The following is a 24,529-nucleotide window of genomic DNA, read 5'->3' as shown; positions in this document are numbered from 1 at the left end:
TTCCGGACGCGACACGGCCGCCGGGTCCACGGAGTGGGCGACTAGTCGCCGACGGGGGGCTGGTTGCCGCTCGGTCCGTAGGCGCCGTTCTGGTCGTTGGCCGCACCTGCCCCGCCGGCGGGCACCGGAGGTGTGGCGGACTGGTTGGTCTGATCGCAGACCTGCCCGGCAGCCACCGGGGTGCAGTTCTGTGCGGGTTCCTGTGCCTGGGCGGGGGAGCCGAACAGGATGGCGGCGACGGCAGCGCCCGCCGACAGTGCAGACACGGAGACGTACTTGAGCATCATCAATGGAGTTCCTTCGTTGCCGAACGAGGCTCACGTCGAGGTGTGAGCGCCTTACGGGAACCACCGAACCGGGGGTTCGTCGTGGTCCGCATTCCCGCCGCTCGCTGCTCGGCGCCGGGAAGGTCGGGGGTCTCGTGACTCATCTCGACCGCTCACAGTCATACCCGAGGCGCCGAAGGCCAAACACGTTGATCACGAACGCGTTTGGCAGCGGCGCGTCAGGCTCGCGGTGTCAGGGCGATGATCGGGATGGTGCGGGTGGTCCGCTTCTGATATCCGTCGTAGCGGTTCGAGTTGTTGTCGTTGACCAGCTTCCACAGCCGCGCGTAGTCCGGGTCGTCGGCCCCGACGATGCGCGCGGTGGCGCGCACACGCCGGGCGCCGAGGTTGATCTCGACGTCGGGGGCGGCCTTGAGGTTGAAGTACCAACCCGGCGCCTTGGGGTCGCCGCCCTTGGACGCCACCACCAGGTAGGCGCCGCCGTCCTCGGCGTAGCTGAGCGTGGTGGTGCGCTGGATGCCGGTCTTCGCACCGACCGTGTGCAGGAGCAACGACGGTGGCGCGCCGGGGATCCGGTGGCCGATCCTGCCGTTGGTCGTGCGGTAGACCGTGTCGTGCACGCGCAACAGCGGCAAGCCGAGGTAGCGCTCCCAGGCGGGCATCGAACTCATGTCTCCAGTCTGTCACCCGAGTCCGGCGATGCGCGCCACCGTCAGCGCGGACGTCAACTGCAACAGGTCACGGGGCCGGCCGAGGCGTAGCCCGGTGAGGGCCTCCAGGCGCCGCATCCGCTGAGCGACGGTGTTCGGGTGCAGGTGCAGCGTGTCCGCGGCGGCGCGACGGTCGAGGTCGCGGTCCAGCAGTACCCGCGCGGTGCGGAGCAGTTCGCTGCCGTGCTCCCGGTCGTAGTCCAGCGCCGCGCCCAGCACGGTCCTGGCATAGGCGCGGAGACGTTCCGGGTCGTCGAGTTGCAGCAGCAGGTGGTCGATCGCGACGTCGCGGAGGTCGATCACGCCGGACTCCCGGGCGTCAGACGACAGGTCGAGAGCGCCACGCAGCGTTCGGAAGACACCCGCCAGCTCGGCGGTGGGGACCGCGGACGTCACGCCCGCCACCGCGTGTTCGACGTCGCCCGTGCCGGTGAGCGAGTCGACCAGCCGGCGCGCGATCTCGGCCGGCCCCGAGATCCGGCCCGGCGCCGTCGCGTCGGGGGCCGCGATCAGCACCAGGTCGCCCCGGTAGACCGCGGCGAGTGGTCGCGGCACCACCGTCGCCGCGAACCGGTCCGCGCCGGCGAGCAGGCGTTCGGTGGCGGACCGGTTGCCGCTCTCGACGAACCGCACGGAGATCAGCGTCTGCGTGCCGGACAGGTCCCACCCGAGCCGTCGTGCGCGGTCGAGCAGGGCGGCCATGTCGGCGCCGTCGGTGCTCAGCAGGTCGGCCACGAGCGAGCCGCGCAGCCGCTGCTCGACCTCGGCTGCCGTGCGGGCCCGCATCAACTCCAGTGCCGTGACGACCGTGGCGTGCTCGATGGCCCGGACGTCGAGCCGGGACAGCTCGGGGCCCGCCGACAGCACGCGCAACCTGGCCACCACCTCGCCGTCGAGCGTGACGTCCGCGCCGCCGTCCGGTCCGTCGTCCGTGCCCGGCCAGTCGACGGCGGCGAGGGCGGTGCCGTACACGTCTTCGATCAGCACCGGTCGCGCCAGCAGTTCGGCCAGGGCCGTGGCGACCCCGGACACCCCCTCGCCGCGCAGGGCGGTCGCCGTGAGGAGCGCGTGCACCTCCTCGGCGCGACGGAGTTCGCGGATGGTGTCCTGCTCGCTCCTGCGCAGCTGCGCCGTCCCCAGCGCGACCGCCACCTGAGTGGCCAGTGTGCTCACCAGGCCCACCTCGACGGCATCGAACCGGTGTGCCGCAGCGTGATATCCGTTGAGCGCCCCGACGATCGCGCCGGCGCGGCGCAGCGGCACCGAGATCAGCGCGCGATAGCCCTGCTCGTGCGCGACCCCGCCCCACGGCCCGATGCCCGGCATGCTCTCGATGTCCTCCAGCGTCACCACCTCGCCGGTGCGGAACGCCACGCTCGTCGGCGCCTCCTCCGCCCCGCTGACGTCGAGCAGGATCGGCCGGTCGGCGTTGACCTGCGCGACGTAGTCGGCGGAGAGCCCGTGCGATCCGACGATCGTCAGGGCGTGCCGGTCGGGGGTGGGCAGGAAGACCGCGCAGAAGTCGTATCCGAGCAGGTCACAGGCCGTGCGCGCGACGCGGGACACCAGGTCGGTGACGGGTGCGTCGCCGCCGACCGCCTCGCCGATTCCGGCCAGTGCGTCGAGCCAGCGCTCGAGGTCGGGGCGAAGTGTCTGCGACGACATGGATACGAGCATAAGTATGTCTGCCGAGACATTGCCGTCTTTCGCCCGATCCCGCACTCTGAATTCGACGGTGACAGCCGTCACACGATCGAGAAGGGGTTCCCATGCGACGCACGACTCGGATGATGCGCAGCGCCGTCGCCGTGGCCGCCGCCGCCGTGATGACCGTGACCGCCGGCTGTTCGGCAGGCCTGGGCGGTCCCGCGTCGTCGCGGGCAGCGCGCGACGGCGTCATCCGGTTCACGTTCGCACCCGATCCGATCTGGGACTACATGAACGAGACCGGCATCGTCGACCAGTGGCAGCGCGACACCGGGTACGAGGTGGAGAGCAGCGCCACGTGGGACGAGTTCGGCCTGTTCGCCGGCGGCCATGCCGACATCATCTCCACCGCGTCCTTCGAGGTTCCTGGGCTCGAGGAGCAGACCGAGCGCGAGACCACGATCATCGGCCGCTACAACTCGGAGCGCAGCCGCATCCTGGTCCGCGACGACGACCCGGCGGTCACGCTCGCCGACATGAAGGGCAAGCGCCTCGGGGTGTTCACGACGGTCTCGGGCACGCTGGTGTGGAGCGCGCTGCTCAAGCAGATGCACGACGTGAACCTCGCCGACGACTACCAGATCGTCGTCGCCGACATCCAGAACCTCTCGAACCTGTTGGCACGCGGCGAGATCGACGCCTGCATCTGCTACCCCGACCTGTCCGCGCGTGACCTGCGCGAGGGCACGGTCCGGCCGCTGTACGACGGAAAGTCCTCGGCGGAGGTGTTCGCCGAACTCGACGCGCCGGGCCACGACGGTCCGATGGGCAACGTGTTCGTCGCCCGCAGGGACTGGGTCGACGGTCATCCCGGCGAGGTGTCGGCGTTCCTCGACCTGTGGACCCGCGGGCTCGCCGAATGGCAGCAGCACCGCGACGAGATGGTCGAGCGCTACCCACAGCACTTCGCCGTCGACACGCCCGAGGACATCGCGTTCATGAAGGACTACGTCGCGCAACACGATTGGGTCGTCGACGACGTCCGCTTCGACAAGAAGTGGGCCGACGACGAAAGTTCGATCTTCGACCTCATGCGCGAGACCGGGGTGATCGGCGACGACGTCTCGGATCCGAAGTTCCTGCCCGCCGAAGGAGTTCAGAAGTGACGCAGACCATCACGCCGCCGGACGCGGATCCGGCGCCGTCGGATCCGGCCCCGCCGGTCGGCCGGCGAAGGGCGGAGAGGAACGGTCCACGACGGTGGCTGGTGTCCGGCATCGCCCTCGTCGTCGCGATCGCCGCCTGGGCCGCCCTCGCCGCCTGGATCGACGACCCGATCCTGCCGCGACCGCTCAGCGTCTTCGAACGGGTCGTCGCGATCACGGTGTCGGGGGAGGCGTTCACCAACTTCGCCTCCAGTATCGGCAAGATCGCGGTGGGCTTCGCCATCGCCATGGTCTTCGGCCTGGTGATCGGGTTCTTCATGGGCCGTTCGCGATTCATGTCGTCGTACTTCTCCCTGCCGCTCTTCGTGCTCGGCAACATGCCCGGTCTGACGTACGCCGTCTTCGGCCTGCTGATCTTCGGGGTCGGCGCGGGTGGACCCATCGTGGTCTCGGCCCTGGTCGCGCTGCCGTTCATCGCGATGAACGTCGCCGAGGGGGTGCGGTCGGTCGACGGCAGCCTGCTCGCGATGTGCCGGGCGTTCGAACGCAACCGGCGCGACGTGCTGCGCCACCTCTACCTGCCTGCGCTGGTGACGTTCGTCTTCGCCGGCGTGCGCTATGGATTCGCCATGGCGTGGAAGGTCGAGGCACTCACCGAGGTGTTCGGCGCCAGTGACGGCGTCGGCTTCATGATTCGCAAGGCCTATCAGGAATTCCAGGTCGACGACATGTTGGCGTGGACCACGCTCTTCATCGTCGCCATGATCCTCATCGAACGAGGACTGGCCTACCTGGAGAACCGCTTCTTCGCATGGCGGAAGGACATCTCGTGATCACCCAGGCACTCGCCTCCCCGGCGCCCGCATGGCGTCGCCACCTCCGCGGGCAGACGACGTCGCTGTTCCCCGTCGTGGCCGCCCTGCTCACCATCCTCGGCGCCTGGCAGCTCGCGGTGGTGTTCGGCAACCGCATCCCGTCGCCGGCGCAGACGATCGACAGCCTGGTCTCGGAGGCCGCGATCGGACAGCTGTGGGGCAACCTCGCGATCAGCATGAACCGCTTCGCCCTCGGCTTGGCGCTCGCGCTGGTCGTCGGCGCCGCGATCGGCGTGTGGATGGGCCTGTCGAAGTGGGCCGACCTGGCCTTCTCCGACGTCAACGCCGCCGCACTGGCGATCCCCGCCGTCATCTGGGCCCTGCTGACCACCATGTGGTTCGGCTTCGGGTGGCTCACCCCGGTGGTCACGGTGTTCCTGTCCGGGCTGCCGTTCGTGGTGGTCAACATCGCGAAGGCCACCCGGGCGGTGCCCGCCGACCTCGTGCTGATGTCCCGGGCGTTCGGCGTACCCCGACGAAACGTGCTGCGCCACATCGTCGCACCGGCCGTCGCCGGCTCGACCGTCGCCGCCGTCCGGTTCGCGATCATGAGTGCCTGGAACGGCCTCCTGCTCGCCGAGTGGTTCGGCTCCACCTCCGGCGTCGGGTGGCGGTCGCGGTACTGGTACGACGCCAACCAGCTCGACGGCTTCTTCGCCTGGGTGCTGGTGTTCATCGTCGTGCTGGTCGTCGCCGACCTCCTGGTCCTCGGCCCCGTCGAACGCCGTGTTACCCGCTGGCGCACCGCCTGATCCTGGCCCTCCACCCACCATCCGAAAGCGAGACACCATGGCTTCCATCGAGATCCGCGACCTGGTCAAGGACTTCCACGACCGCAGCGGCAACCGCACCCGCGTCATCGACGGCATCGACCTGACCATCTCCGGCGAGACGTTCGTCTCGGTCGTCGGCCCGTCGGGCAGCGGCAAGACGACGCTCCTCAACATCGTCTCCGGCATCGAGACGCACAGCTCGGGCAGCGTCGATCTCGTCGGCAACGACGGCAGCGACGCCCGCGTGGGCTACGTGTTCCAGGACCCGCGGCTGCTGCCGTGGCGCACCGTGATGGCCAATCTCGGCTTCGTGCAACACGAACGGCCCAGGTGGGAGGAACGCGCCCGGCACTACCTCGACCTGGTCGGCCTGAGTCACTGCGCGGATCGCTTCCCGGCCCAGCTCTCCGGCGGCCAGCAGCAGCGCATCGGCATCGCGAGGGCCTTCGCGGTCGAACCCGACGTGCTGCTGATGGACGAGCCGTTCAGCCACCTCGACGCGATGACGTCGCGGACGCTGCGCGAGCACCTCGAGCGGATCTGGCTGGAGTCGCGCCGCACGGTCATGTTCGTCACCCACGACGTCACCGAGGCGGTCCAGCTGTCCGACCGGATCGTCGTCCTCGCGCCCGGCGGACGGGTGCACGAGGTGATCGACGTGGATCTGCCCCGGCCTCGTAGGGCGTCCGACCCCGCGGTCGCCGTCCTGCAGGCCGAGGTACTGGCCCGCTTCGAGGCCCTCGAGGCCGCAGCCGTCGGGAGCCCCGCATGACGCTTCGACCCGGCGCCATCGACATCCACGCCCACTGGCTGCCCGAGGACATGTTCGGCCTCCCGCCGGGCTCGCCCGTGCCGCCGCTCAACGGCCGCGACGGCGAGATCTACCTCGGGGATCTCCCGCTGTACATCGAGACGACGGCGATGACCGACGCCACCCGGGTGATCGCCGACACCGACGCCGCCGGCCTCGGCGTGCGGGTGATCTCCGCGCCGCCGTTCGCCTTCCCCGTCGCCGACGACCCCGGCGTCGACGCCTACGTCGGCGCGTTCAACGACGAACTGGCCACGGCGTGCAGTGACAGCGACGGCCGGCTGCTCGGACTCGGCCTGGTGTCGCTGCACGATCCGGACGCCGCCCGCAGGCAGATGCAGGCCATCGCGTCGTCCGGCGTGGTGCGCGGCATCGCGGTGCCGCCGCTGCTGAACGGCACGTCCTTCGACGTCGCCCCGATGCGCGACCTGCTGCGGATCGCCACGGAACTCGACCTCGCGGTGCTGGTGCACCCGATGCAGCTGCCGCGGCCGGAGTGGTCGTCGTACTACCTGGTGAACCTCGTCGGCAACCCCGTCGAGACCACCACGGCCGCAGCATCTCTGGTGCTCGGTGGCGTCCTCGAGGAACTGCCGGGACTCCGGATCTGCATGCTGCACGGCGGCGGATGCGCACCGTCGCTGGTCGGCCGGTGGCAGCACGGCTGGAACAAGCGCGCAGACGTCAGAAGTGCGGAGACCCGGTCGCCGCGCGAGGGATTCAGGGGCCTGTGGTTCGACACCCTGAGCCACGACGGTCCTGCGCTCGAACTGCTGCGCGCACACGCCGACCCGTCGCACCTGATGTGCGGCAGCGACTACCCGTTCGACATGGGCCTGCCCAACCCGCTCGACCTCCCGCACGACGCGGGCATCACCGACGACGTACTCGAACACAACGCCCGCTCGTTCCTCGGGCTCGAAGGAGAAGGACATGTCTGAGACCGTGAACACCCGGCATGACTGGAGCGGCCATCGCGCGCTGGTGATCGGAGGCTCGATCGGTGGCCTCACGGCGGCGCTGCTCCTGCGTCGCCTCGGCTTCGACGTGTCGGTCTTCGAGCGCACGCCGACGAACCTCGACGGCCGCGGCGGCGGCATCGTGCTGCAGCCGGACACGCTGCGGTGGTTCGTCGAGTGCAGCGACCAGCACCCCGAGCAGGTCAGCACGTCCACTCACTACGTGCAGTACCTCGGAATGCACAACGAGATCATCCACCGCGAGGACGCGCCGTGGAGCTACACCTCCTGGGGCACCTTCTACCGTGCACTGCTGGCCGACTTCGGCACCGCCGACTACCACCTCGGCGAGTACGCGGCCGGCTTCGACGAGGATGTCGACGGCGTCGAGGTGCGCTTCACGTCGGGTCGCCGCGAGCGTGCCGACCTGGTGGTGTTCGCCGACGGCATCGGCTCGCCGAGCAGGCGTCGAATCTCGCCGGACACCAAGCTCGAGTACTCCGGGTACGTCGGGTGGCGCGGCACGGTGCCCGAGAGCCAGGTGACGCCGGAGACGTTCGAGCTGCTGCACGACTCGATCACCTACAGCATGGCGCCGCACACGCACATCAACGTCTACCCGATCCCGTCGACCGACGGCGGCCTGGCGGTGGGCGAGCGGTTGCTGAACTACGTCTGGTACCGCAACGTGCCAGAGGGCCACGAACTCGACGAGCTGATGACCGACAAGCGCGGCTTCCTCGCCGGCGTCTCGCTGCACCCCGGTGCGGTCCAGGACCGGTTCGTCGAGGAGATGCGTTCGGCGGCAACCCGACTCCTCGCCCCCGCGGCCGCCGAGGTGGTGCTGCGCACCGAACAGCCGTACCTGCAGGCCGTCTACGACGCCGTGTCGAGCAGGATGGCGATGGGACGCGTCGCACTCGTCGGCGACGCCGCCAGCGCCGCCCGGCCGCACGCCGCAGCCGGTACCGCCAAGGCGGCGGCGAACGCGTGGGCACTGTACGACGCGCTGTCGGACAGCGGCGACATCGCCGAGGCGCTCGCGAAGTGGGAGCCCGGCCAACTCGAACTCGGACAGCGACTGATGCGCCGCGTCAAGGAGATGGGCACCCGTTCGCAGTTCGACTGCACCTGGGTGCCCGGCCACCCGGACAACCGTTTCGGCCTCTACGGCCCCGGACAATAGGAGATACGCATGACCGAGAACACCTCCCCGTCGCTTCGCTCGCCCGAATTCCTCACCGACGCCCCCCTCGCCGGCACCCTCGTCGGCACCGACTTCGAGGGCTGGACTGATGAGTTGCGCGCGGAGTTCGACGCGCACGCGCACGACGGGCACGTCGGGTCGCGGCTGCTCAGCGAGAACAAGCGGGTCCGGGTCTGGGAGATCCGCCTCGCTCCCGGCGACCGGTTCCACGCCCACCGCCACGTGCTCGACTACTTCTGGACCGCGGTCGTCGCGGGCACCAGTCGTCAGCACACCGCGGACGGTACGACCCGCGACGTGTCCTACTCGGCGGGGGAGACGCGGCACTTCGACTTCGCCGAGGGCGAGTTCCTGCTGCACGACATCGAGAACGTGGGCGACACAGAGCTGGTGTTCACCACCGTCGAGCACCTCGACTCGGCCAACGCGCCGCTCGATCTCTAGCGCGGTCTCGAGTGTGAATCTGGCGACGCGCAGCGCGGGAAGTCCGTCGCCGGATTCACGCTCGGCGGGAGTGGTCGGCCACTACGTTCGAAGTGCCCGCCTCTGAGCGACAACTCGCGACAACTGGCCCCACGACGTTCGCCCCCCGACGTTCGCCCGCCCGACGTTCGCCCGCCCGACGTTCGCCCCCGACGTTCGGCCCTCACCGACGCCGACGCCCGTCCATGCCTCCCCGGCCCCGCCCTGGCCGATTGTCGCGACTTGTCGCTCAGAGGCGGGCAGGCGCGGACTGTCCCAGCCTGGCCGGAAGCCGGGTCCCGGTCGAGCGTGCGTCCGTGGCGGGAAATCGGCCGATTCGCCGCCACCACCGCACGTTCGGTGTGGCCACGACCGGCGCGCAGCAGCGCGTCAGTCCGGAAGGCGCTCCAACGCCTCGCGCAGGATGCGCCCCGTCGTCTCGCGGTCGGGATCGCGGCGGAGCACCAGCCCCTTCGCGAACGACAGCTTGTCGCCGGTCTTGCGCGGGGCCACGTGCAGGTGGATGTGGAACACGCTCTGAAAGGCGGCCTTGCCGTCGTTGATCGCGATGTTGTTGCCGTCGGCCGCCAGCTCGGACGCCCGCGCGGCCCGGCCGATGCGCTGCCCGATGCGCACCATGTCGGCCAGCGTCGACGCGGGCGTGTCGGTCAGGTCGACGGTGTGACGCTTCGGGACGACGAGCGTGTGCCCGCGCACGATCGGCCGGATGTCCAGCAGCGCCAGATAGTCGTCGTCCTCGTACACCCTGATCGCGGGCGCCTCGCCGGAGACGATGGCGCAGAACACGCATGACATCCCGCCACCGTAGTGCGAGGGCTCAGCGCGCCCCGAGCGTGCTCTGGATGTCGGGGATCATCTGCTGGAGCTGCTGACCCCAGTACGGCCAGGAGTGGGTGCCGTCGGGCGGGAAGTTGAACGTGCCGTTGGTGCCGCCCGCCGCCACGTACGCATTCTGGAAGTCGACGTTCGACCCGCGCGTGAAGCTCTCCAAGAACTGCTGCGGGATACCGGCTTCGGCGCCCGGCAGGTCGCTCGGCGTGCCGTTGCCGCAGTACACCCAGATCCGCGCGCCGGTGGCGACCAGCTTGGCCACGTTGACGGTCGGGTCGTTGCGCGCCCACGCCGGGTCGCTCGACGGCCCCCACATGTCGTCGGCCTTGAACCCGCCGGCGTCGTTCATCGCCAGCCCGACCAGCGACGGCCAGAAGCCGTCCGACAGGTGCAGGAAGCCCGACAGCGACGCCGCGTAGCGGAATTGACCGGGGTAGTAGGTGGCGAGGTTGAGCGCGGTGCCGCCGCTCATCGACAGGCCGACGGCGGCGTTGCCGGTCTGCGAGACGCCCTTGTTCTGGGCGAGCCACGCGGGGAGTTCCTTGGTCAGAAACGTCTCCCACATGTAAGTCTGGGTGGTGCCGTTGCCGACGGCGGGCCGGTACCAGTCGACGTAGAAGCTGGACATGCCGCCGACGGGCATCACCGTCGACAGGCCCGAGTCGTGCAGCCACTCGAAGGCCGGGGTGTTGATGTCCCAGCCGTTGAAGTCGTCCTGGGCGCGCAGACCGTCGAGCAGGTAGACGGCGTGCTGGCCGCCACCCTGGAATTGCACCCGGACGTTGCGGCCCATCGACGGCGACGGCACGTCGAGATACTCGACCGGCAGGCCGGGCCGCGAGAACGCCTGTGCTGGTGCGGTTCCGGCGACGCCCGCCAGACCGATCATCACCGTGAACGCCAGGCCGATGCCCAGCACCTTCTTGACGAAGCTGGTCATCATTCGGGTCTACCACGCGTCGCGGCGCTTGACCACCCCGCGGCGCTGAGAACCCGCTGTCAGACGACTGAGCGCCAGCGGATCAGCTTGTTGGGGAACGACATCGTCGCCGCGGGACTGCTCGACGGCAACCGGACCGCGGTCACCGGGGTGGCGACGTGACGTTCGTACATGTGCTCCGCGGCGGCGCCGTTCGCGAACACCCGGTCGATGCCCCGATGGGTGGCCAGCAGCGCACCGACGTCGTTGGCCACGATGCTGCGTCGGTCGATCTTGGCGTCCAGGCTGCCGGCCCGGCGGCAGCTGTGCACGACGTCCCACAGTGCGACGCCGTGGTGACGCGCAGCGGCGATGCGTGCGTCGTAGGGGACGTCGGCGTCGAAGCCGAACGCCGCGCTCAGCAGTGCCCAGAACTGGTTGCGGGGGTTCGCGTAGTACTGCCGCAGCGCCAGCGACTGCTCGCTCGGGAACGACCCGAGTATCAGCACGCGGGCGGCGTCGTCAACCACCGGCGGCAGTCCCTCGCGCAGCGGCGTCGCCGACTCGGTCATGCCACGAGGATAAATGCGTGAGGATGTCCGGCATGGCACTCTTCGGTGGCTCCGACGGCGACATCCAGCGTCGGGTCGACGCACTCGAGCAGCGGATCGTGGCGCTGGAACGCGCGCTCGCCCACGCCGGCATCGAACGCATCGTGCCGACGCCGGTGGGGGAGTTCCACGACGGGTGGGTCAGCGCCGAGGTGCGTGCGCTGGCCACCGCAGGCAAGAAGATCGAGGCCATCAAGCTGCTGCGCGAGCAGACCGGCATCGGCCTCAGGGAGGCGAAGGACGCCGTCGACCGCCTCTGACCCAGCGATTCGTGCACGCGCAGCCGCGCTCACCGCGGCTGCGCGTGCACGAATCGGTTCAGCTGAGGTGGTGCACCTCCTGCAGCCCGTAGACGGGGGTCGGGATGCCCTCGTGGCGGGCCTTGAGCTGCAACGCCAGGTACAGCGAGTAGTGCCGGGACTGGTGCAGGTTGCCGCCGTGGAACCACAGGTTCTCCTGCTGGGTGGGCTTCCACATGTTGCGCTGTTCGCCCTCCCACGGGCCGGGATCCTTCGTGGTCCCCGAGCCCAGGCCCCACACCTTGCCCACCTTGTCGGCGACGTCCTGGCCGATCAGGTCGGCGGCCCACCCGTTCATCGAGCCGTAGCCGGTCGCGTACACGACGACGTCGGCGGGCAGCACCGTGCCGTCGGCGAGCACCACGGAGTCCTCGGTCAGTCGGTCGACCTGGCCGTGCGCCAGCTTGATCGAGCCGTCGGCGATCAGGTCCGACGCGCCGACGTCGATGTAGTAGCCGGACCCGCGGCGCAGGTACTTCATGAACAGGCCCGACCCGTCGTCGCCCCAGTCGAGGTCGAAGCCGGCCGCGGCCAGCCGGTCGTAGAAGTCCTTATCGCGCTCGCGGATTGCGTCGTAGATGGGGATCTGGAACTCGTGCATGATCCGGTAGGGCAGCGACGCGAACGTCAGGTCGGCCTTCTCGGTCGTCATCCCCGAAGCGAGCGCCCGCTCGGAGTAGAGGTCGCCGAGACCGAGGTCCATCAGCGAGTCCGACTTCACGATGTGGGTCGAGGACCGCTGCACCATGGTGACGTCGACGCCGTTCTCCACCAGCGCCTTGCAGATGTCGTGCGCGGAGTTGTTCGAACCGATGACGACGGCGCGCTTGCCGACGTAACCGTCGGGTCCGGGATGGGCGCTCGAGTGGTGCTGATCGCCGCGGAAGACGTCCTGCCCGGGAAGTGTTGGCACGTGCGGCTTTCCGGACATGCCCGTCGCCAGCACCAGCTGCGCGGGGCGCAGGGTGACGCGTTCGCCGTCGCGATCGACCTCGACGGTCCAGCGCTTCTCGGCCTCGTCGTAGGACGCCGACAGGCACGACGTCTTCGACCAGTACGGCACCTCCATGACGCGGGTGTAGAACTCGAGCCAGTCGCCGATCTTGTCCTTGGGCGCGAACACCGGCCAGTTCTGCGGGAACGGCAGGTAGGGCAGGTGGTCGTACCAGACCGGATCGTGCAGGCACAGTGACTTGTAGCGGTTGCGCCACTGGTCGCCGGGCCGCTCCTGCCGGTCGAGGACGAGTGCGGGCACCCCGAGCTGGCGCAGCCGCGCTCCGAGCGCGATGCCGCCCTGACCGCCGCCCACGACGACGACGTAGGGCTGCTCGGCGTACCCGAGCGCGGCGTCCTCGGCGGCGCGCTTCTCGGCCCAGGAGCGGGTGTCGGCGTCGCTGCCGTGCACGGCGCCCATCACCCGGGTCGAACCCTTGCGCTCCTCGTGGCCCGTGAGTTCCTGCAGCGCGGTCAGGAACGTCCACGCCTCGTCGCCCTTGAGGCGCAGGTGGCCGGTCCCGTGCCCGACGGCGGTGTCGAACTCGATGAACGCCGAGGTGATGCCGTCGCCGTCGTCGCTGGCGGGTTCGCGGGTGCGGAAGTTCGTCGCGTCGGTGGGGGCCGCGCGCTCGGTCAGCAGCTGCGCGATCGCGTCTCGGCCTTCGACGGTCTTGAGGTTCCAGGTGAAGGACACCAGGTCACGCCAGTACGAGTCGAGGGCGAACTTGGCGGCGGCACGTTCGACGTCACGCGACGCCAGGGCCAGTTCGAAGTCGCGCAACCAGGAGTCGATGCGTTCCTGCGGCGTGAGGTCGGTGGTGGTCTCGAGCGTTGAGGTCATGTGAGCCAGGACACACCCTCGACACCACCCGCGGCAAGGGCTGCAACCCCCTGCAACCCTTACGCCTGTGCGCCAGGTCACATAGAAACGACCGTATGAAAGCAGCTGTGTACTACGGACCCAACAAGCTCGAGGTCGCGGACGTTCCCGAACCCGAACCGACGGCGGGCACCGTCAAGGTCAAGGTCGGGTTCAACGGGATCTGCGGAACCGATCTGCACGAGTACTACGCGGGCCCGATCTTCGTGCCCACCGAGCCGCACCCGTTGACCGGGCAGCAGATGCCGCTGACGATGGGCCACGAGTTCTCGGGCACGATCACCGCGGTCGGGTCGGGCGTCACCGATTGGGCCGAGGGCGACCGGGTGGCGATCATGCCGCTCTACCGCTGCGGGCACTGCCCTGCCTGCCGGGCGGGCAACTACAACATCTGCGCCCAGATCGGCTTCCACGGCCTGATGTCCGACGGCGGCATGGCCGAGTACACCGTCGTCCCGACCGACATGCTGCACCGGCTGCCGGAGAACGTGTCGCTCGAGTTGGGCGCGCTGGTCGAGCCGATGTCGGTGGCCTATCACGCCGCAACCCTCGGCGAACCGGATCCGGCCGGTACCGCGATGGTGTTCGGCGCGGGACCGATCGGCATCGGGCTGTGGTTCGCGCTGCGCGGCAAGGGTGTCGAGGACGTCTTCGTGGTCGAGCCGTCGCAGACGCGGCGCGCGGCGATCGAGGCACTGGGCGCCCGGACGCTCGACCCCACCGGCGTGGACGTGCCGGCCTTCATCGCCGACCACACCGACGGTCGCGGCGCCGACGCGGTGTACGACGCGGCAGGCGTCGCGCCCGCGGTCGAGACGGCGCTGGCGTGCGTGGGCGCCCGCCGGGCGATGGTGAGCGTCGCGATCTACGAGAAGCCGCTCGTCACACCGCTTCTCAACCTGGTGATGAACGAGTCGCGCATCCAGGGCTCGCTCTGCTACACCGCGCCGGACTTCGCTGCGGTCATCGACCTGATGTCGCGGGGCGTCTACGACACGACGGGGTGGGTGACGCCGATCGCGATCGACGATGTCATCGACGAGGGGTTCGAGGCCCTCCACGCCGGAACCAAGATGAAGGTCCTGGTGGATCCGTCATGACGCGTTCCATCGACGCACCGCTGCTCGACACCGTCGCCCTGGTGACGGGTGCGGGCCGCGGGATCGGCCGCGGCATCGCGCTGGACCTGGCCCGCCACGGCGCCGACGTGGCGCTCGTCGACGTCCACCGCGACGGCATCGACGCCGTCGCCGCCGAGATCACCGCACTCGGCTCGAAGGCGACGACGTTCGTCGCCGACGTGTCGGACCGCGCACAGGTGTTCGCCGCCGTCGACCATGCGGCGTCCGCGCTGGGCGGGTTCGACCTGATGGTGAACAACGCCGGGGTCGCGCTGGTGGGCCCGATCGCGGAGGTGACCCCCGACGACCTGGCCCGGCTGTGGGCGATCAACGTCGACGGCGTGCTGTGGGGCATTCAGGCCGCGGTCGCGAAGTTCCTCGAACTCGGCAACAAGGGTCGGGGCCGGATCAGCAAGATCGTCAACGCCTCCAGCATCGCCGGCCACGAGGGCTTCGCCATGCTCGGGCCGTACAGCGCCACGAAGTTCGCGGTGCGGGCGTTGACGCAGGCCGCCGCCAAGGAGCACGCCGCCGATGGCATCACGGTCAACGCGTACTGCCCGGGTGTCGTCGGCACCGACATGTGGGTGGAGATCGACCGGCGGTTCGCCGAACTGACCGGCGCCGCCGAGGGTGAGACGTTCGAGAAGTTCTCCGCGACCATCGCGCTCGGGCGGTCCCAGACACCCGAGGACGTTGCCGGTTTCGTGACCTACCTGGCCGGTCCCGGCGCCGACTACATGACGGGGCAGGCAGGGCTGATCGACGGCGGCATGGTCTACCGGTGACGCCCGGTGGGACCGGGTGTGACAGCGGGTGTGACGTGGCGCACAATCGACGGTGATGCCTTCCTCATCGGTGACGCCGGAACCCGCCGTGGCCGCGGGTGACGACCCGCGCAGCTACGCCATGCTGCTGTCGGAGGTCTACGACGCCACGATGGCGGGGACCCGTGCGCCCGCGCGGCCCCGCGACGTCATCGCCGACTCCTGGAAGCGGTTGCTGGGCAAGGGCATCGACCCCGATCGGCACTGCCCGCCGAACGTCGACAGCAGCGGGCTCGACGCGCTGCGTCACGCCTCGGGACTGTTCTCGGTGCTCGACGACGTGTCGCGCGGCCTCAACTCGGTGATCGATGGAGGCGACAACATCCTGGTCGTCGCCGACGCCCGCGGCCGGGTGCTGTGGCGCTACGGGGCGCCGCGAGTGCTCGGCAACGCCGATCGTCTCGGCTTCGTGGAGGGCGCGCAGTGGAGTGAGAACGCCGTCGGCACCAACGCGATCGGCACCGCACTCGCGTCGCACCGGGCGGTGCAGGTGTTCTCCGCAGAGCACTTCCTGCGCAGCCACCACGCCTGGACGTGCGCCGGCGCCCCGATCAAGGACCCGCGGACCGGCCAGGTCGTCGGCATCGTCGACGTGTCCGGGCCCGCTGCCACCGTGCACCCCACCACCGTCGCGCTGGTCGACCTCGTCGCCCGGCTGGCGGAGTCACAGCTGCGCGAGGCGCACGACCGCACGCTCAACCGGCTGCGGACCGTCGCCGCCCCGATCCTCGCCCGGGTGGGCAGGCCCGCGCTGGCCGTCGACCAGCACGGCTGGGTGGCGGCCGTCGACTCGCTGCCCCCGCACAGCCGGATCATGCTGCCCGACGACGGCGTTCCCGGCCGCACCTGGATCCCGTCACTCGGTGCGTGCGACGTCGAGTCGCTGCCCGGCGGATGGCTGGTGCGACTGGCGGAGGAGGACGCCGGCGGACCCGCGCCGTCGCGGGTCACGCTCGACCTGCGCGACGGTGCCGCACCGAGCCTCGACGTCGTCGGCGGGTTCGGCACCTGGCGACGCGACATCTCGCCGCGGCACGCCGAGATCCTGCACGTCCTCGCCACCCACCGGCAGGGCCGATCGGCACCCGAGCTGGCGGCCGACCTCTACGGCGACCGCTCCCGGGTGGTGACGGTCCGCGCGGAGATGTCGCGGCTGCGCAGGCAGTACGTGGGACTGGTGCTCGGCAAGCCCTACCGGTTCCCCGAGACCGCCGTCGTCGACGTCGTCTACCCCGACGACGCGACCACGTTGCTGCCGGCGTCCACGGCTCCGGCCATCCGGGCCGCCCGCGGTATACGTTGACTCCGTGACGGCTGACTCCGACATCGAGTCCTTCGACGTCGAGGCCTCCGGCCTGCTCGACGGTCTGGAGGGCGCTGCCCGCGACCAGCGTGCCGAGCTGATCCCGTGGCTGCTGGGTCGGGGGGTCTCGCTCGAGCAGATCCGTGACGCCTACCAGCCGATGCTGCTGGCGTCCCGCCGCATCCTCGGCGACGACGGTCGGCTGGTGTCGGCACGCGAGATCAGCGAGGACGCGGGCGTCGACCTGGAACTGCTGGAGCGGGTGCAGCGGGCCAGTGGTCTGCCCCGGGCCGAGGATCCCGACTCGAAGGTGCACCTGCGGGCCGACGGCGAGGCCGCCCGCTACGTGCAGCAGTTCATCGAGCTGGGCTTCGGTCCCGACCAGCTGGTCCTGGTGGTGCAGGTGCTGACCGAGGGGCTGTCGCGTGCGGCCGACGTGATGCGGTACGCGGCACTTTCGGCGGTCAGCAAGCCCGGTGCCACCGAACTCGACGTCGCGAAGAGGTCCGAGGCGCTGATGCTGAAGGTCGCGCCGCTGCTGGGCCCGATGATTGGGGACATGCTGCGGTTGCAACTGCTGCACCTGATGGAGACCGAGGCGGTCAGTACCGGGGAGCGTGCCGAGGGCATGCCGCTGCCCGGGGCCCGCGAGGTGACGATCGCGTTCGCCGACCTCGTCGGCTTCACCCGCCTCGGTGAGGTGGTGCCGCCCGAGGACCTGGAGCAGCTCGCGCACACGCTGACCGACCTCGCCCGCGAGGTGGCCGAGCCCCCGGTGCGCTACGTCAAGAGCATCGGTGACGAGGTCATGCTGGTGAGCACCGACCCGGCCGCGATGCTCGACGCGATGCTGGCGCTGACGAAGGCGACCGAGGCCATCGAGGACTTCCCCCGGCTGCGGACCGGCCTGGCGACCGGGCTCGCCGTCAGCCGCGCAGGCGATTGGTTCGGCGGCTCGGTGAACCTCGCGGCGCGCGTCACCACCGCGGCCCGGCCCGGCGCCATCCTGGTGGCGGAGGCCACCCGGGAGGCCATCGGCGACGATCCGCGGTTCGCGTGGTCGTTCGCCGGCGCGCGGCACCTGAAGAACATCAAGGACGACGTGAAGGTGTTCCGCGCCCGCCGGGCCGACGCGTGACCGCTCGGGCGTGACCGTTCGGGCGTCGAGATGGCGCTCAGCGTGGAGACGTGCGAGTGGCCCTCGCGCTGACCGCCATGTGAACGTGGGGGACCTAAGCTGGACGAATGGACGACGGGAACAATCATGAGTGATCGGCCAGACGTAGCGAAATTCCTTGCCGCTGCTCCGTTTACGCGGGAGCAGGTGTTCGCCGACCCGAGTCCGGTGCCCGAGAAGCCGGGGGCGTACGGGTGGTGGTTCCGCACGATCCCCGGTTCGATCGAGACGTCGAACTGTGAGCAACGCGACGGACTCACGCTGCTCTACGTCGGCATCAGCCAGGGACCTCCGCCGGCAAACGGGAAGCCGCGGAGCGTGCAGAACCTGCGCAAGCGCATCGGCTACCACTTCGGCGGCGGTGCCGCGGACGCCGACGGATCGACGCTGCGCAAGTCCCTCGGACTCCTCCTGGCCGACGACCTCGAGATCGAACTCCGACGGATCGGCTCCGGCGACCGGATGACGTTCGCAGGCGGGGAGCCCGTTCTCACCACGTGGATGGGCGACAACGCACTGGTGTCGTGGGTGGTGCACCCCGAACCGTGGCTACTCGAGAGGGAACTGATGGCCACCCTGGACGTTCCGCTCGTCGTGAGGGGCAACGAGCGCAACGCGTTTCATCCCGAGCTGAAGCGAATCCGCCGAGAGGGCGCCACTCGCGCGGGCAAGCAGCGCATCCTCAAGGAGTGGTGACCACCACCGCCCGCGTCAGTCGCGCGACGGCGTGAAGCGCCGTAGCCGCAGGCTGTTCGTCACGACGAACACCGAGCTGAATGCCATTGCCGCCCCGGCGATCATCGGGTTCAGCAGGCCCAGTGCCGCCAGCGGTATCGCGGCCACGTTGTAGGCGAACGCCCAGAACAGGTTTCCCTTGATGGTCCGCAGCGTCGCCCGCGACAGCCGGATCGCGTCGGGTGCCGCGCGGAGGTCGCCGGTGACGAGGGTCAGATCGGACGCCTCGATCGCCGCGTCGGTGCCGGTGCCCATCGCCAACCCCAGGTCGGCCTGGGCCAGCGCGGCCGCATCGTTGACGCCGTCGCCGACCATGGCGACCACGCGACCGTCGGCCTGCAGTCGCCTGACGTGGTCGACCTTGTCGGCGGGCAGCACCTCGGCGACGACGTCGTCGATGCCGACCTGGTGGGCGACGGCACGGGCGGCGCGCTCGTTGTCCCCGGTCAGCAGGACGGGCGTAAGCCCGAGCGCCCGCATCTCCGAGATCGCCTTGGCCGCAGAGTCCTTGACGGTGTCGGACACCACGATGACGGCACGCACCTGGTCGTCGACGGCCACCCAGATGGGCGTCTGACCGCGCGCGGCCGCCTCGTCGGCCACCCGCATCAGGTTTTCCGGGGCCTTCCCGGCGGGCAGCCAGGACAGCCGGCCGGCCATGACGCGGCGGCCCGATACGGTGCCCGTGACGCCCAGCCCGCCGTGGTTGACGAAGTCGCCGACCGCCGGCAGCGTGCCCGCCTCGGCGGCACGGGCCGCGATGGCCTGGGCGATCGGATGCTCCGAGCCGGCCTCGAGACCACCTGCGAGAGCGAGTAGTTCGGGATCGTCGGGGTGGACCTCGACGACCGTCATGCGGCCGGTGGTCACCGTGCCCGTCTTGTCCAGCACGACGGTGTCGACGCGGCGGGTGGACTCCAGCACCTCCGGACCCTTGATCAGGATGCCGAGTTGTGCGCCGCGGCCGGTGCCGACGAGCAGCGCGGTCGGGGTCGCCAGGCCAAGCGCGCAGGGGCACGCGATGATGAGCACGGCGACGGCAGCGGTGAACGCCGCGGTTGCCGAACCGCCCGCGACGAGCCAGCCCGCCAGCGTCAGCGCCGACAGCGCGATCACGACGGGGACGAACACCGCGGACACCCGGTCGGCGAGACGTTGGACCTCGGCCTTGCCGCTCTGCGCGTCGGCGACCAGTCGCGCCATCTGAGCCAGCCGGGTGTCGGACCCGACGCGGGTGGCGCGAACCCGCAGCAGTCCCTCGACGTTGACGGTCGCGCCGACGACGTCGTCGCCCACGCCGACCTCCACGGGGACCGACTCGCCGGTGAGCATCGCCGCGTCGACCGCCGACGTGCCGTTCACCACGACGCCGTCGGTCGCGATCTTCTCGCCTGGCCGCACGACGAACTCGTCACCGACCGTAAGGGCACTCACCGGAACCCGCGTCTCGACGCCGTCGCGGACCACCGCGACGTCCTTCGCGCCCATGTCCAGCAGTGCCCGCAGCGCAGAGCCGGACTGCCTCTTGGCGCGTGCCTCGACGTAGCGGCCGGCCAGCACGAACGTCGTGACGATCGCGGCGACCTCGAGGTAGAGGTGTGGCTGGTGCCCACCCCGGATGGCGGCGCCCACCAACTCCCACGTCGACCACAGGTACGCGGCCAGCACGCCGACCGAGATCAACGTGTCCATGGTCGCGGCGCCGTGGCGGAGGTTCGCCCACGTCGCACGGTGGAACGGCCACGCGGCCCACGCCACGACCGGCGTCGTCAGCGCGAACGCCGCCCACGCCCATCCGCCGAACTGCAGGGCAGGCACCATCGACAGCAACAGGACCGGCAGGCTGAGCGCCGCCGACACGACCAGTCGGTGGAGGTAGGACTCGTCGGAGGACTCCGCCTGGTCGGCGGTCGGCAGGGTCGCGGAGTAGCCGGTGGCCTCGACGGCGGCGACCAGGTCGTCGGGTGTGACCGAGTCCGGGAACGCGACGGTCGCCTGCTCGGTGGCGAAGTTCACGGTGGCGTGGACGCCGTCGATCTTGTTGAGCCGCTTCTCGATTCGCGCCGCGCACGAGGCGCAGGTCATCCCGCCGACGTCCAGCGTGACGGCAGTCAGGTCACCGGGGGCCTCGTGGGTGACGCTCATGCCGCGGCGACGTCGTATCCGGCGTCCTCGATCGCGGCGGTGACGGCGGCCTCGTCCGGGCTGCCGTCGACGCGGACGGCGCCCGCGGTGAGGTCGACGTCGACGCCCGAGACGCCCGGCAGTGCCGATACCGCGGACGTGATCGCAGCCACGCAGTGCGCGCAACTCATGCCATGCACTTCCAAGACCAAGCTCATGAGCCCGATTGTATACCCATAGGGGGTATGGGTAGTCGGCTCCGTCCGGTCAGGAGGCGAACTCGCGGGCCAGGGCCTTCTTGTCCACCTTCTCGCCGGCCAACGTCGGCAGGGGCTGCGTCCGGATCTCCCACCGGGTCGGCACCGCGAAGTAGGACAGCGTGCCCGTCACGTGCGAGGCCAAACCCTGGGCCGATGGCGCGGGCCGGTCGGCGCGGTGCACCACCACGGCCACCAGCTCCTCGCCCAGGTCGGGGTGCGGAACGCCGAGGGCCGCAACCTCCACCACGTCGGGGTGCGTGGCGATCGCTGCCTCGACATGTGGGCACGCGATGTTCTCGCCACCCCTGATCACCACGTCCTTGGCCCTGCCGTCGATGAACAGGTACCCGTCGTCGCTGAGGTGCCCGAGGTCACCGGTGTGCAGCCAGCCGTCGTCGTCGACGGTGTCGTCGTCCGGTAGCCCGGCGTAGCCGTTCATCACGGTGGGGGAACGCGCGAGCACCTCGCCGACGCCTGCCGGGTCGGGGTCGGCTATCCGCAGCTCGACCACGCCGTACGGACGCCCGACGGTGCCGGGATGCGAGGCGAGGTCACGGGCGTCGGCGGCGGTCAGGAAGCCGCCGGCCTCGGTCATGCCCCACGTGTTGCTCAGACCGCGGGTGCGCAGGTTCGGCAACTTCTCCCGGATGCGGTCGAGCAGGTCGGTGGTCACCGGCGCCCCGCCCAGCGGCCAGGACTTCAGGCTGCTCAGGTCGCGGGACGCGAAGTCGGGGTGGGCGAGCAGCCGGATCGCCATCGTGGGGACCGCCCCCCAGATCTGGATGCCCTCGTGCTCGATGAGTTCCAGGATCCGGCCGGCGTCGAACTTGCCCTCGGTCATCACGATCTTGCCGCCGGTGAGGAAGTGGGTCAGCAGGCTGGACAGTCCACCGACGTGGAACATCGGCGTCGTGGCCAGGCTGACCGCCTGCGGCGAGTCGTCGTCCAGCAGATGGGGGAAGCGCCGGTTCCGGGCCAGGATGTTGTGCTGGTTCGCGATGACCGCCCGCCGGGACAGCTCAACGGCCTTGGGCATGCCCGAGCTGCCCGAGGTGAACAGCACCAGCGCGGTGGCGTCGGCATCGGTCGGAGGGGTGGGTGCGACCTCGCCCGGAGGGGCGTCGAACGCCACCCGCAGGTCGGTCAGCGAGCTGGACGGCGCGTCGATGACCAGCGGGGTGTCGGCGAGGACGTGCGCCGGCTGGACCACCGAGACGGCGTGATCGATCTCCGCGCTACTCCACCACCTGTTCGCCAGGACCGGCACGGCTCCGGACAGCCACGTCGCCCACAGCGCCACGATCCACTCGGGCGAGTTGTAGCCGAACACCATGACCCGGTCACCGACGCCCACTCCGAGTGACGCCAGCAGTGGACGCGCCGCCGCCGCAGCGTCCCGGAACCCCGCGAAGGACACACGGCGGTCGCCGTGGACGAGGAAGGTGCGGTCGGTCCAGCAGGTGGTGCCGTCGAGGAGGTCGTCGAACGTCGTCGGACCCCGCTCGTAGAGCAGGCCGTCGTGGCCGCCGAAGGTGCCGGCACGGGTGTCGCCGGTCCAGATCGTCCCCACCCGCTACTGCACCGGGATCTGGATGCCCTCCGAGGGCTGGACGATGACGAAGCCCTGGCCGTGGAACGACACCTGCAGCGCCTCACCGGATCCCCGGCCGATCAGGGCGCCGGCCTTGAAGCTCGTCTTCAGTTGGGTCTGGAGGTTGGCCGACCAGGCGACGACGGCGTTCGTGTCGGCGTACGTGGGCGCCTCGGCGGCGTCGAGCACGACGGGTGGGCCGTCGGTGGTCAGCGCCACCCAGCCGGTGCCCCGCAGCGTCGTGTTGAACAGTCCACCCGTGGCGATGCTGCCGCCCTTGACGCGCTCGATGTTCCAGTCGAGGTTGGCGGAGAAGGCCAGGACGTTCTTGCCGCTGATGGACAGTCCGGCGTTCTCCAGGTTCAGCAGGTGGACGTCGTAGGCGCGTTCGGCGAGGAAGACGTCACCCTGGCCCTGGCACCGCATGAGCGGCAGCCCCTCACCCGTCAGGGCCTTCTTCAGGAACTTGCCCGCGCCGCCACCCTCGAAGGAGAAGTCGACGTTGCCCTGGTAGGCGACCATCGACCCCTGCCGCGCCATGAACGGCTCGCCGAGCCGGACGCGCAGCAGCTTGGCGTTCTGGTTGGCGATCGGCTTGGCTTCCTTCTCGCTGAAGCGGCCGTCGACCAGGTCTCCGGTGATCCCGGCGAACCCGTCACCGCCCGCTCCCGCCTGCGGGAAACCCTGCGCCTGCACCTGGGCCTGTGCCTGTGCAGCGGAGTGCTCGGGCTGCGGTGGTCCCTGCTGCTGCGGTGCGCCGCCACCGAGCGGCGCAACGTAGGGACGACCCTGATGCGACACCTGGTCGGTCCAGCTGTGGCCGTCGAACCAGCGGTAGTCGAAACGGCCTTCGGGGTCGGGTTGCCAGCTGCCTGCTCCGGGTCCAGTCACCGGTCACTCCTCGCGATTGATTGCGACGTCTTGAAATTCTGCCTCGGACACTAGGGCAACCGGGTGACCATCCGGGCGATCCACGCCTCGGGGAGCGCCACGACTTCCGCGACGACCTCGACGCGGCTGGCATGCTGACGTGCATGGCCAAGGAAATCGACCCCGCCCGCGCGCGGGGCGCACTCGCCGTCGTCAAGCAGCATCCGGGCATGGTGCTGTTCCTCGCGACGCCGGCGCTGCTGGTGGTCGGAGTCGTGTGGCTGCTCGCCGGTCCCGGGTGGGCGGCGCTGCTGTTCGTGGCGCTCGTCCTGGGCGGCGGGGCGGCCGTCTACCGGGGTCTCAAGCAGCGCTGATCCGTTCCGCCGTTCGCCCGTGGCGAAGCACGCTCTGCTACGGGTGTAACGGTGTAATCATGTAAGCATGAGGGCACATCACAAGGGCCGCTCCGGTGGCTGGCAGCAATCCCAACAACCCGACGCGAGCACCGCACCCGACTGGATCGCCGGTCGTCTGCCCGACGCCTGGTTCGCAGGCGACCCCACCGTCGTCGTCGACCGGGAGGAGATCACGGTCATCGGCCGGCTCCCCGAGCCCGACGGCGATTCGAACGAGGCACGCAACTCGGGACGAGCGGCCAGGTTCCGCGAGGAGACGCGGTCCGAACGCATGCGCATCGCCGACGAGGCCGAGTCGCGCTACGGGCGCAAGGTGGCCTGGGGCGTCGAGGTCGGCTCGGGGGACGACACCGAGCGCATCCTCTTCACCCACGTCGCCGTACCGGTGATGACCCGGTTGCGACAGCCCGAGCGTCAGGTGCTCGACACGCTCGTCGACGCGGGCGTGGCGCGGTCACGGTCGGACGCGCTGGCCTGGTCGGTCCGCCTCGTCGGCGAGCACGCCGACGAGTGGCTGGGCAAGTTGCGCGAGGCCATGTCGACGGTGGACGACCTGCGCGCCGAGGGCCCGACGCTCTAGTCCGACTCTCGCCGAGCGCACGTTTGGTGAACGCGTTTCCCGAGAGGGGCCGTGAAGAAGCGTGCGCTCGG

At 70.2% G+C, this 24,529-nt stretch carries 26 protein-coding genes; 15 read left to right on the top strand and 11 right to left on the bottom strand.

The features are described 5' to 3' along the window. Nucleotides 1-41: 41 nt before the first annotated feature. The 3 genes from G6N64_RS26300 to G6N64_RS26290 form a co-directional block, all read right to left on the bottom strand. Entirely contained in the window at nucleotides 42-287 is a 246-nt protein-coding gene (locus G6N64_RS26300) for a hypothetical protein (protein ID WP_163800731.1), read from the bottom strand. A gap of 218 nt (nucleotides 288-505) precedes the next feature. After that, nucleotides 506-949 (bottom strand): nitroreductase family deazaflavin-dependent oxidoreductase, encoded by a 444-nt coding sequence (locus G6N64_RS26295; RefSeq protein WP_174267006.1) that lies wholly within the window; start codon nucleotides 947-949, stop codon nucleotides 506-508. A 21-nt stretch (nucleotides 950-970) separates the two neighbouring features. Beyond that, a complete protein-coding gene (locus tag G6N64_RS26290; protein ID WP_163800729.1) occupies nucleotides 971-2,662 on the bottom strand; it encodes a helix-turn-helix domain-containing protein in 1,692 nt (563 codons plus the stop codon). Between the two features lie 104 nt (nucleotides 2,663-2,766). Between G6N64_RS26290 and G6N64_RS26285 the strand changes: the two genes are divergently transcribed. The 7 genes from G6N64_RS26285 to G6N64_RS26255 are packed head-to-tail and all read left to right on the top strand — an operon-like array spanning nucleotide 2,767 to nucleotide 8,879. Beyond that, on the top strand, nucleotides 2,767-3,810 hold the full coding sequence (locus G6N64_RS26285; protein ID WP_163800728.1) for an ABC transporter substrate-binding protein: 1,044 nt from the start codon (nucleotides 2,767-2,769) through the stop codon (nucleotides 3,808-3,810). Next, nucleotides 3,807-4,643: an ABC transporter permease gene (locus tag G6N64_RS26280; protein ID WP_246230815.1), complete on the top strand. Its 837-nt coding sequence runs from the start codon at nucleotides 3,807-3,809 to the stop codon at nucleotides 4,641-4,643. The genes G6N64_RS26285 and G6N64_RS26280 overlap by 4 nt, the downstream gene beginning before the upstream one ends. Then, nucleotides 4,640-5,437: an ABC transporter permease gene (locus G6N64_RS26275; RefSeq protein WP_246230814.1), complete on the top strand. Its 798-nt coding sequence runs from the start codon at nucleotides 4,640-4,642 to the stop codon at nucleotides 5,435-5,437. The genes G6N64_RS26280 and G6N64_RS26275 overlap by 4 nt, the downstream gene beginning before the upstream one ends. A gap of 37 nt (nucleotides 5,438-5,474) precedes the next feature. After that, nucleotides 5,475-6,230: an ABC transporter ATP-binding protein gene (locus G6N64_RS26270; RefSeq protein WP_163800726.1), complete on the top strand. Its 756-nt coding sequence runs from the start codon at nucleotides 5,475-5,477 to the stop codon at nucleotides 6,228-6,230. Next, entirely contained in the window at nucleotides 6,227-7,210 is a 984-nt protein-coding gene (locus G6N64_RS26265; RefSeq protein ID WP_163800725.1) for an amidohydrolase family protein, read from the top strand. Before G6N64_RS26270 ends, G6N64_RS26265 begins: the two co-directional genes overlap by 4 nt. Then, on the top strand, nucleotides 7,203-8,414 hold the full coding sequence (locus tag G6N64_RS26260) for an FAD binding domain-containing protein (RefSeq protein ID WP_163800724.1): 1,212 nt from the start codon (nucleotides 7,203-7,205) through the stop codon (nucleotides 8,412-8,414). Before G6N64_RS26265 ends, G6N64_RS26260 begins: the two co-directional genes overlap by 8 nt. A 9-nt stretch (nucleotides 8,415-8,423) precedes the next feature. Beyond that, nucleotides 8,424-8,879 (top strand): cupin domain-containing protein, encoded by a 456-nt coding sequence (locus G6N64_RS26255; RefSeq protein WP_163800723.1) that lies wholly within the window; start codon nucleotides 8,424-8,426, stop codon nucleotides 8,877-8,879. Between the two features lie 408 nt (nucleotides 8,880-9,287). Here the strand turns inward: G6N64_RS26255 and G6N64_RS26250 are convergent, their stop codons facing one another. From G6N64_RS26250 to G6N64_RS26240, 3 genes are read right to left on the bottom strand one after another with little or no spacing between them, the layout of a single operon-like run. Then, entirely contained in the window at nucleotides 9,288-9,713 is a 426-nt protein-coding gene (locus G6N64_RS26250) for an HIT family protein (RefSeq protein WP_163800722.1), read from the bottom strand. Between the two features lie 22 nt (nucleotides 9,714-9,735). Then, a complete protein-coding gene (locus tag G6N64_RS26245; RefSeq protein WP_276018564.1) occupies nucleotides 9,736-10,689 on the bottom strand; it encodes an alpha/beta hydrolase in 954 nt (317 codons plus the stop codon). Between the two features lie 59 nt (nucleotides 10,690-10,748). Further along, entirely contained in the window at nucleotides 10,749-11,240 is a 492-nt protein-coding gene (locus G6N64_RS26240; protein WP_163800720.1) for a DNA-deoxyinosine glycosylase, read from the bottom strand. Between the two features lie 32 nt (nucleotides 11,241-11,272). Between G6N64_RS26240 and G6N64_RS26235 the strand changes: the two genes are divergently transcribed. Next, nucleotides 11,273-11,539, top strand: a complete 267-nt coding sequence (locus G6N64_RS26235; protein WP_246230813.1) for a ribosomal protein L7/L12 — start codon at nucleotides 11,273-11,275, stop codon at nucleotides 11,537-11,539. A gap of 58 nt (nucleotides 11,540-11,597) precedes the next feature. Here G6N64_RS26235 and G6N64_RS26230 read toward each other — a convergent pair whose 3' ends face one another. After that, nucleotides 11,598-13,415: a flavin-containing monooxygenase gene (locus tag G6N64_RS26230; RefSeq protein WP_163800719.1), complete on the bottom strand. Its 1,818-nt coding sequence runs from the start codon at nucleotides 13,413-13,415 to the stop codon at nucleotides 11,598-11,600. A 95-nt stretch (nucleotides 13,416-13,510) separates the two neighbouring features. Here G6N64_RS26230 and G6N64_RS26225 point away from each other — a divergent pair, with 95 nt between their 5' ends. From G6N64_RS26225 to G6N64_RS26205, 5 genes are all read left to right on the top strand, one after another. After that, entirely contained in the window at nucleotides 13,511-14,554 is a 1,044-nt protein-coding gene (locus G6N64_RS26225; RefSeq protein WP_163800718.1) for a 2,3-butanediol dehydrogenase, read from the top strand. Continuing rightward, nucleotides 14,551-15,363: an acetoin reductase gene (locus G6N64_RS26220; RefSeq protein ID WP_163800717.1), complete on the top strand. Its 813-nt coding sequence runs from the start codon at nucleotides 14,551-14,553 to the stop codon at nucleotides 15,361-15,363. Before G6N64_RS26225 ends, G6N64_RS26220 begins: the two co-directional genes overlap by 4 nt. A 55-nt stretch (nucleotides 15,364-15,418) precedes the next feature. After that, complete coding sequence (locus G6N64_RS26215; RefSeq protein WP_163800716.1) at nucleotides 15,419-16,705, top strand: GAF domain-containing protein; 1,287 nt, start codon at nucleotides 15,419-15,421, stop codon at nucleotides 16,703-16,705. A 4-nt stretch (nucleotides 16,706-16,709) separates the two neighbouring features. Further along, nucleotides 16,710-17,843, top strand: a complete 1,134-nt coding sequence (locus G6N64_RS26210) for an adenylate/guanylate cyclase domain-containing protein (protein WP_246230812.1) — start codon at nucleotides 16,710-16,712, stop codon at nucleotides 17,841-17,843. A gap of 186 nt (nucleotides 17,844-18,029) precedes the next feature. Beyond that, nucleotides 18,030-18,578 carry a GIY-YIG nuclease family protein gene (locus G6N64_RS26205; protein WP_246230811.1) on the top strand — a complete coding sequence of 183 codons (549 nt, stop codon included), beginning with the start codon at nucleotides 18,030-18,032 and terminating at the stop codon, nucleotides 18,576-18,578. A gap of 15 nt (nucleotides 18,579-18,593) precedes the next feature. On the opposite strand, the gene G6N64_RS26200 is transcribed toward G6N64_RS26205, so the two are convergent. From G6N64_RS26200 to G6N64_RS26185, 4 genes are read right to left on the bottom strand one after another with little or no spacing between them, the layout of a single operon-like run. Continuing rightward, the gene (locus G6N64_RS26200) at nucleotides 18,594-20,762 is read right to left on the bottom strand and encodes a heavy metal translocating P-type ATPase (RefSeq protein ID WP_163800714.1); all 2,169 of its coding nucleotides are present in this window, start codon (nucleotides 20,760-20,762) and stop codon (nucleotides 18,594-18,596) included. Continuing rightward, nucleotides 20,759-20,959, bottom strand: coding sequence for a cation transporter (locus G6N64_RS26195; protein WP_163800713.1), 201 nt, complete (start codon nucleotides 20,957-20,959; stop codon nucleotides 20,759-20,761). The genes G6N64_RS26200 and G6N64_RS26195 overlap by 4 nt, the downstream gene beginning before the upstream one ends. Before the next feature lie 49 nt (nucleotides 20,960-21,008). Further along, a complete protein-coding gene (locus tag G6N64_RS26190) occupies nucleotides 21,009-22,571 on the bottom strand; it encodes a class I adenylate-forming enzyme family protein (RefSeq protein WP_163800712.1) in 1,563 nt (520 codons plus the stop codon). Nucleotides 22,572-22,574: 3 nt separating this feature from the next. Next, the gene (locus G6N64_RS26185; RefSeq protein WP_163800711.1) at nucleotides 22,575-23,483 is read right to left on the bottom strand and encodes an AIM24 family protein; all 909 of its coding nucleotides are present in this window, start codon (nucleotides 23,481-23,483) and stop codon (nucleotides 22,575-22,577) included. Nucleotides 23,484-23,626: 143 nt separating this feature from the next. On the opposite strand from G6N64_RS26185, the gene G6N64_RS26180 reads away from it, so the two are divergent. After that, on the top strand, nucleotides 23,627-23,836 hold the full coding sequence (locus G6N64_RS26180; protein WP_163800710.1) for a hypothetical protein: 210 nt from the start codon (nucleotides 23,627-23,629) through the stop codon (nucleotides 23,834-23,836). Nucleotides 23,837-23,903: 67 nt separating this feature from the next. Further along, complete coding sequence (locus tag G6N64_RS26175; protein WP_163800709.1) at nucleotides 23,904-24,458, top strand: ATP-binding transcription factor AbmR; 555 nt, start codon at nucleotides 23,904-23,906, stop codon at nucleotides 24,456-24,458. The last annotated feature ends 71 nt before the right edge of the window (nucleotides 24,459-24,529 follow it).

The organism is Mycolicibacterium sediminis (genome assembly GCF_010731735.1).
Classification (GTDB): Bacteria; Actinomycetota; Actinomycetes; order Mycobacteriales; family Mycobacteriaceae; genus Mycobacterium; species Mycobacterium sediminis.
Note: the sequence above shows the minus strand (reverse complement) of the source record. Positions and strands in the feature narration are given on the sequence as shown.

Bases quoted from the DNA above. Each gene is read 5' to 3' on its own strand.
- G6N64_RS26240 (WP_163800720.1), bottom strand. From the start codon at position 11,240: ATGACCGAGTCGGCGACGCCGCTGCGCGAGGGACTGCCGCCGGTGGTT.
- G6N64_RS26215 (WP_163800716.1), top strand. From the start codon at position 15,419: ATGCCTTCCTCATCGGTGACGCCGGAACCCGCCGTGGCCGCGGGTGAC.
- G6N64_RS26300 (WP_163800731.1), bottom strand. From the start codon at position 287: ATGATGCTCAAGTACGTCTCCGTGTCTGCACTGTCGGCGGGCGCTGCC.
- G6N64_RS26295 (WP_174267006.1), bottom strand. From the start codon at position 949: ATGCCCGCCTGGGAGCGCTACCTCGGCTTGCCGCTGTTGCGCGTGCAC.
- G6N64_RS26175 (WP_163800709.1), top strand. From the start codon at position 23,904: ATGAGGGCACATCACAAGGGCCGCTCCGGTGGCTGGCAGCAATCCCAA.
- G6N64_RS26270 (WP_163800726.1), top strand. From the start codon at position 5,475: ATGGCTTCCATCGAGATCCGCGACCTGGTCAAGGACTTCCACGACCGC.
- G6N64_RS26200 (WP_163800714.1), bottom strand. From the start codon at position 20,762: ATGAGCGTCACCCACGAGGCCCCCGGTGACCTGACTGCCGTCACGCTG.
- G6N64_RS26195 (WP_163800713.1), bottom strand. From the start codon at position 20,959: ATGAGCTTGGTCTTGGAAGTGCATGGCATGAGTTGCGCGCACTGCGTG.
- G6N64_RS26265 (WP_163800725.1), top strand. From the start codon at position 6,227: ATGACGCTTCGACCCGGCGCCATCGACATCCACGCCCACTGGCTGCCC.
- G6N64_RS26255 (WP_163800723.1), top strand. From the start codon at position 8,424: ATGACCGAGAACACCTCCCCGTCGCTTCGCTCGCCCGAATTCCTCACC.
- G6N64_RS26245 (WP_276018564.1), bottom strand. From the start codon at position 10,689: ATGACCAGCTTCGTCAAGAAGGTGCTGGGCATCGGCCTGGCGTTCACG.
- G6N64_RS26285 (WP_163800728.1), top strand. From the start codon at position 2,767: ATGCGACGCACGACTCGGATGATGCGCAGCGCCGTCGCCGTGGCCGCC.
- G6N64_RS26225 (WP_163800718.1), top strand. From the start codon at position 13,511: ATGAAAGCAGCTGTGTACTACGGACCCAACAAGCTCGAGGTCGCGGAC.
- G6N64_RS26180 (WP_163800710.1), top strand. From the start codon at position 23,627: ATGGCCAAGGAAATCGACCCCGCCCGCGCGCGGGGCGCACTCGCCGTC.
- G6N64_RS26230 (WP_163800719.1), bottom strand. From the start codon at position 13,415: ATGACCTCAACGCTCGAGACCACCACCGACCTCACGCCGCAGGAACGC.
- G6N64_RS26235 (WP_246230813.1), top strand. From the start codon at position 11,273: ATGGCACTCTTCGGTGGCTCCGACGGCGACATCCAGCGTCGGGTCGAC.
- G6N64_RS26260 (WP_163800724.1), top strand. From the start codon at position 7,203: ATGTCTGAGACCGTGAACACCCGGCATGACTGGAGCGGCCATCGCGCG.
- G6N64_RS26250 (WP_163800722.1), bottom strand. From the start codon at position 9,713: ATGTCATGCGTGTTCTGCGCCATCGTCTCCGGCGAGGCGCCCGCGATC.
- G6N64_RS26290 (WP_163800729.1), bottom strand. From the start codon at position 2,662: ATGTCGTCGCAGACACTTCGCCCCGACCTCGAGCGCTGGCTCGACGCA.
- G6N64_RS26220 (WP_163800717.1), top strand. From the start codon at position 14,551: ATGACGCGTTCCATCGACGCACCGCTGCTCGACACCGTCGCCCTGGTG.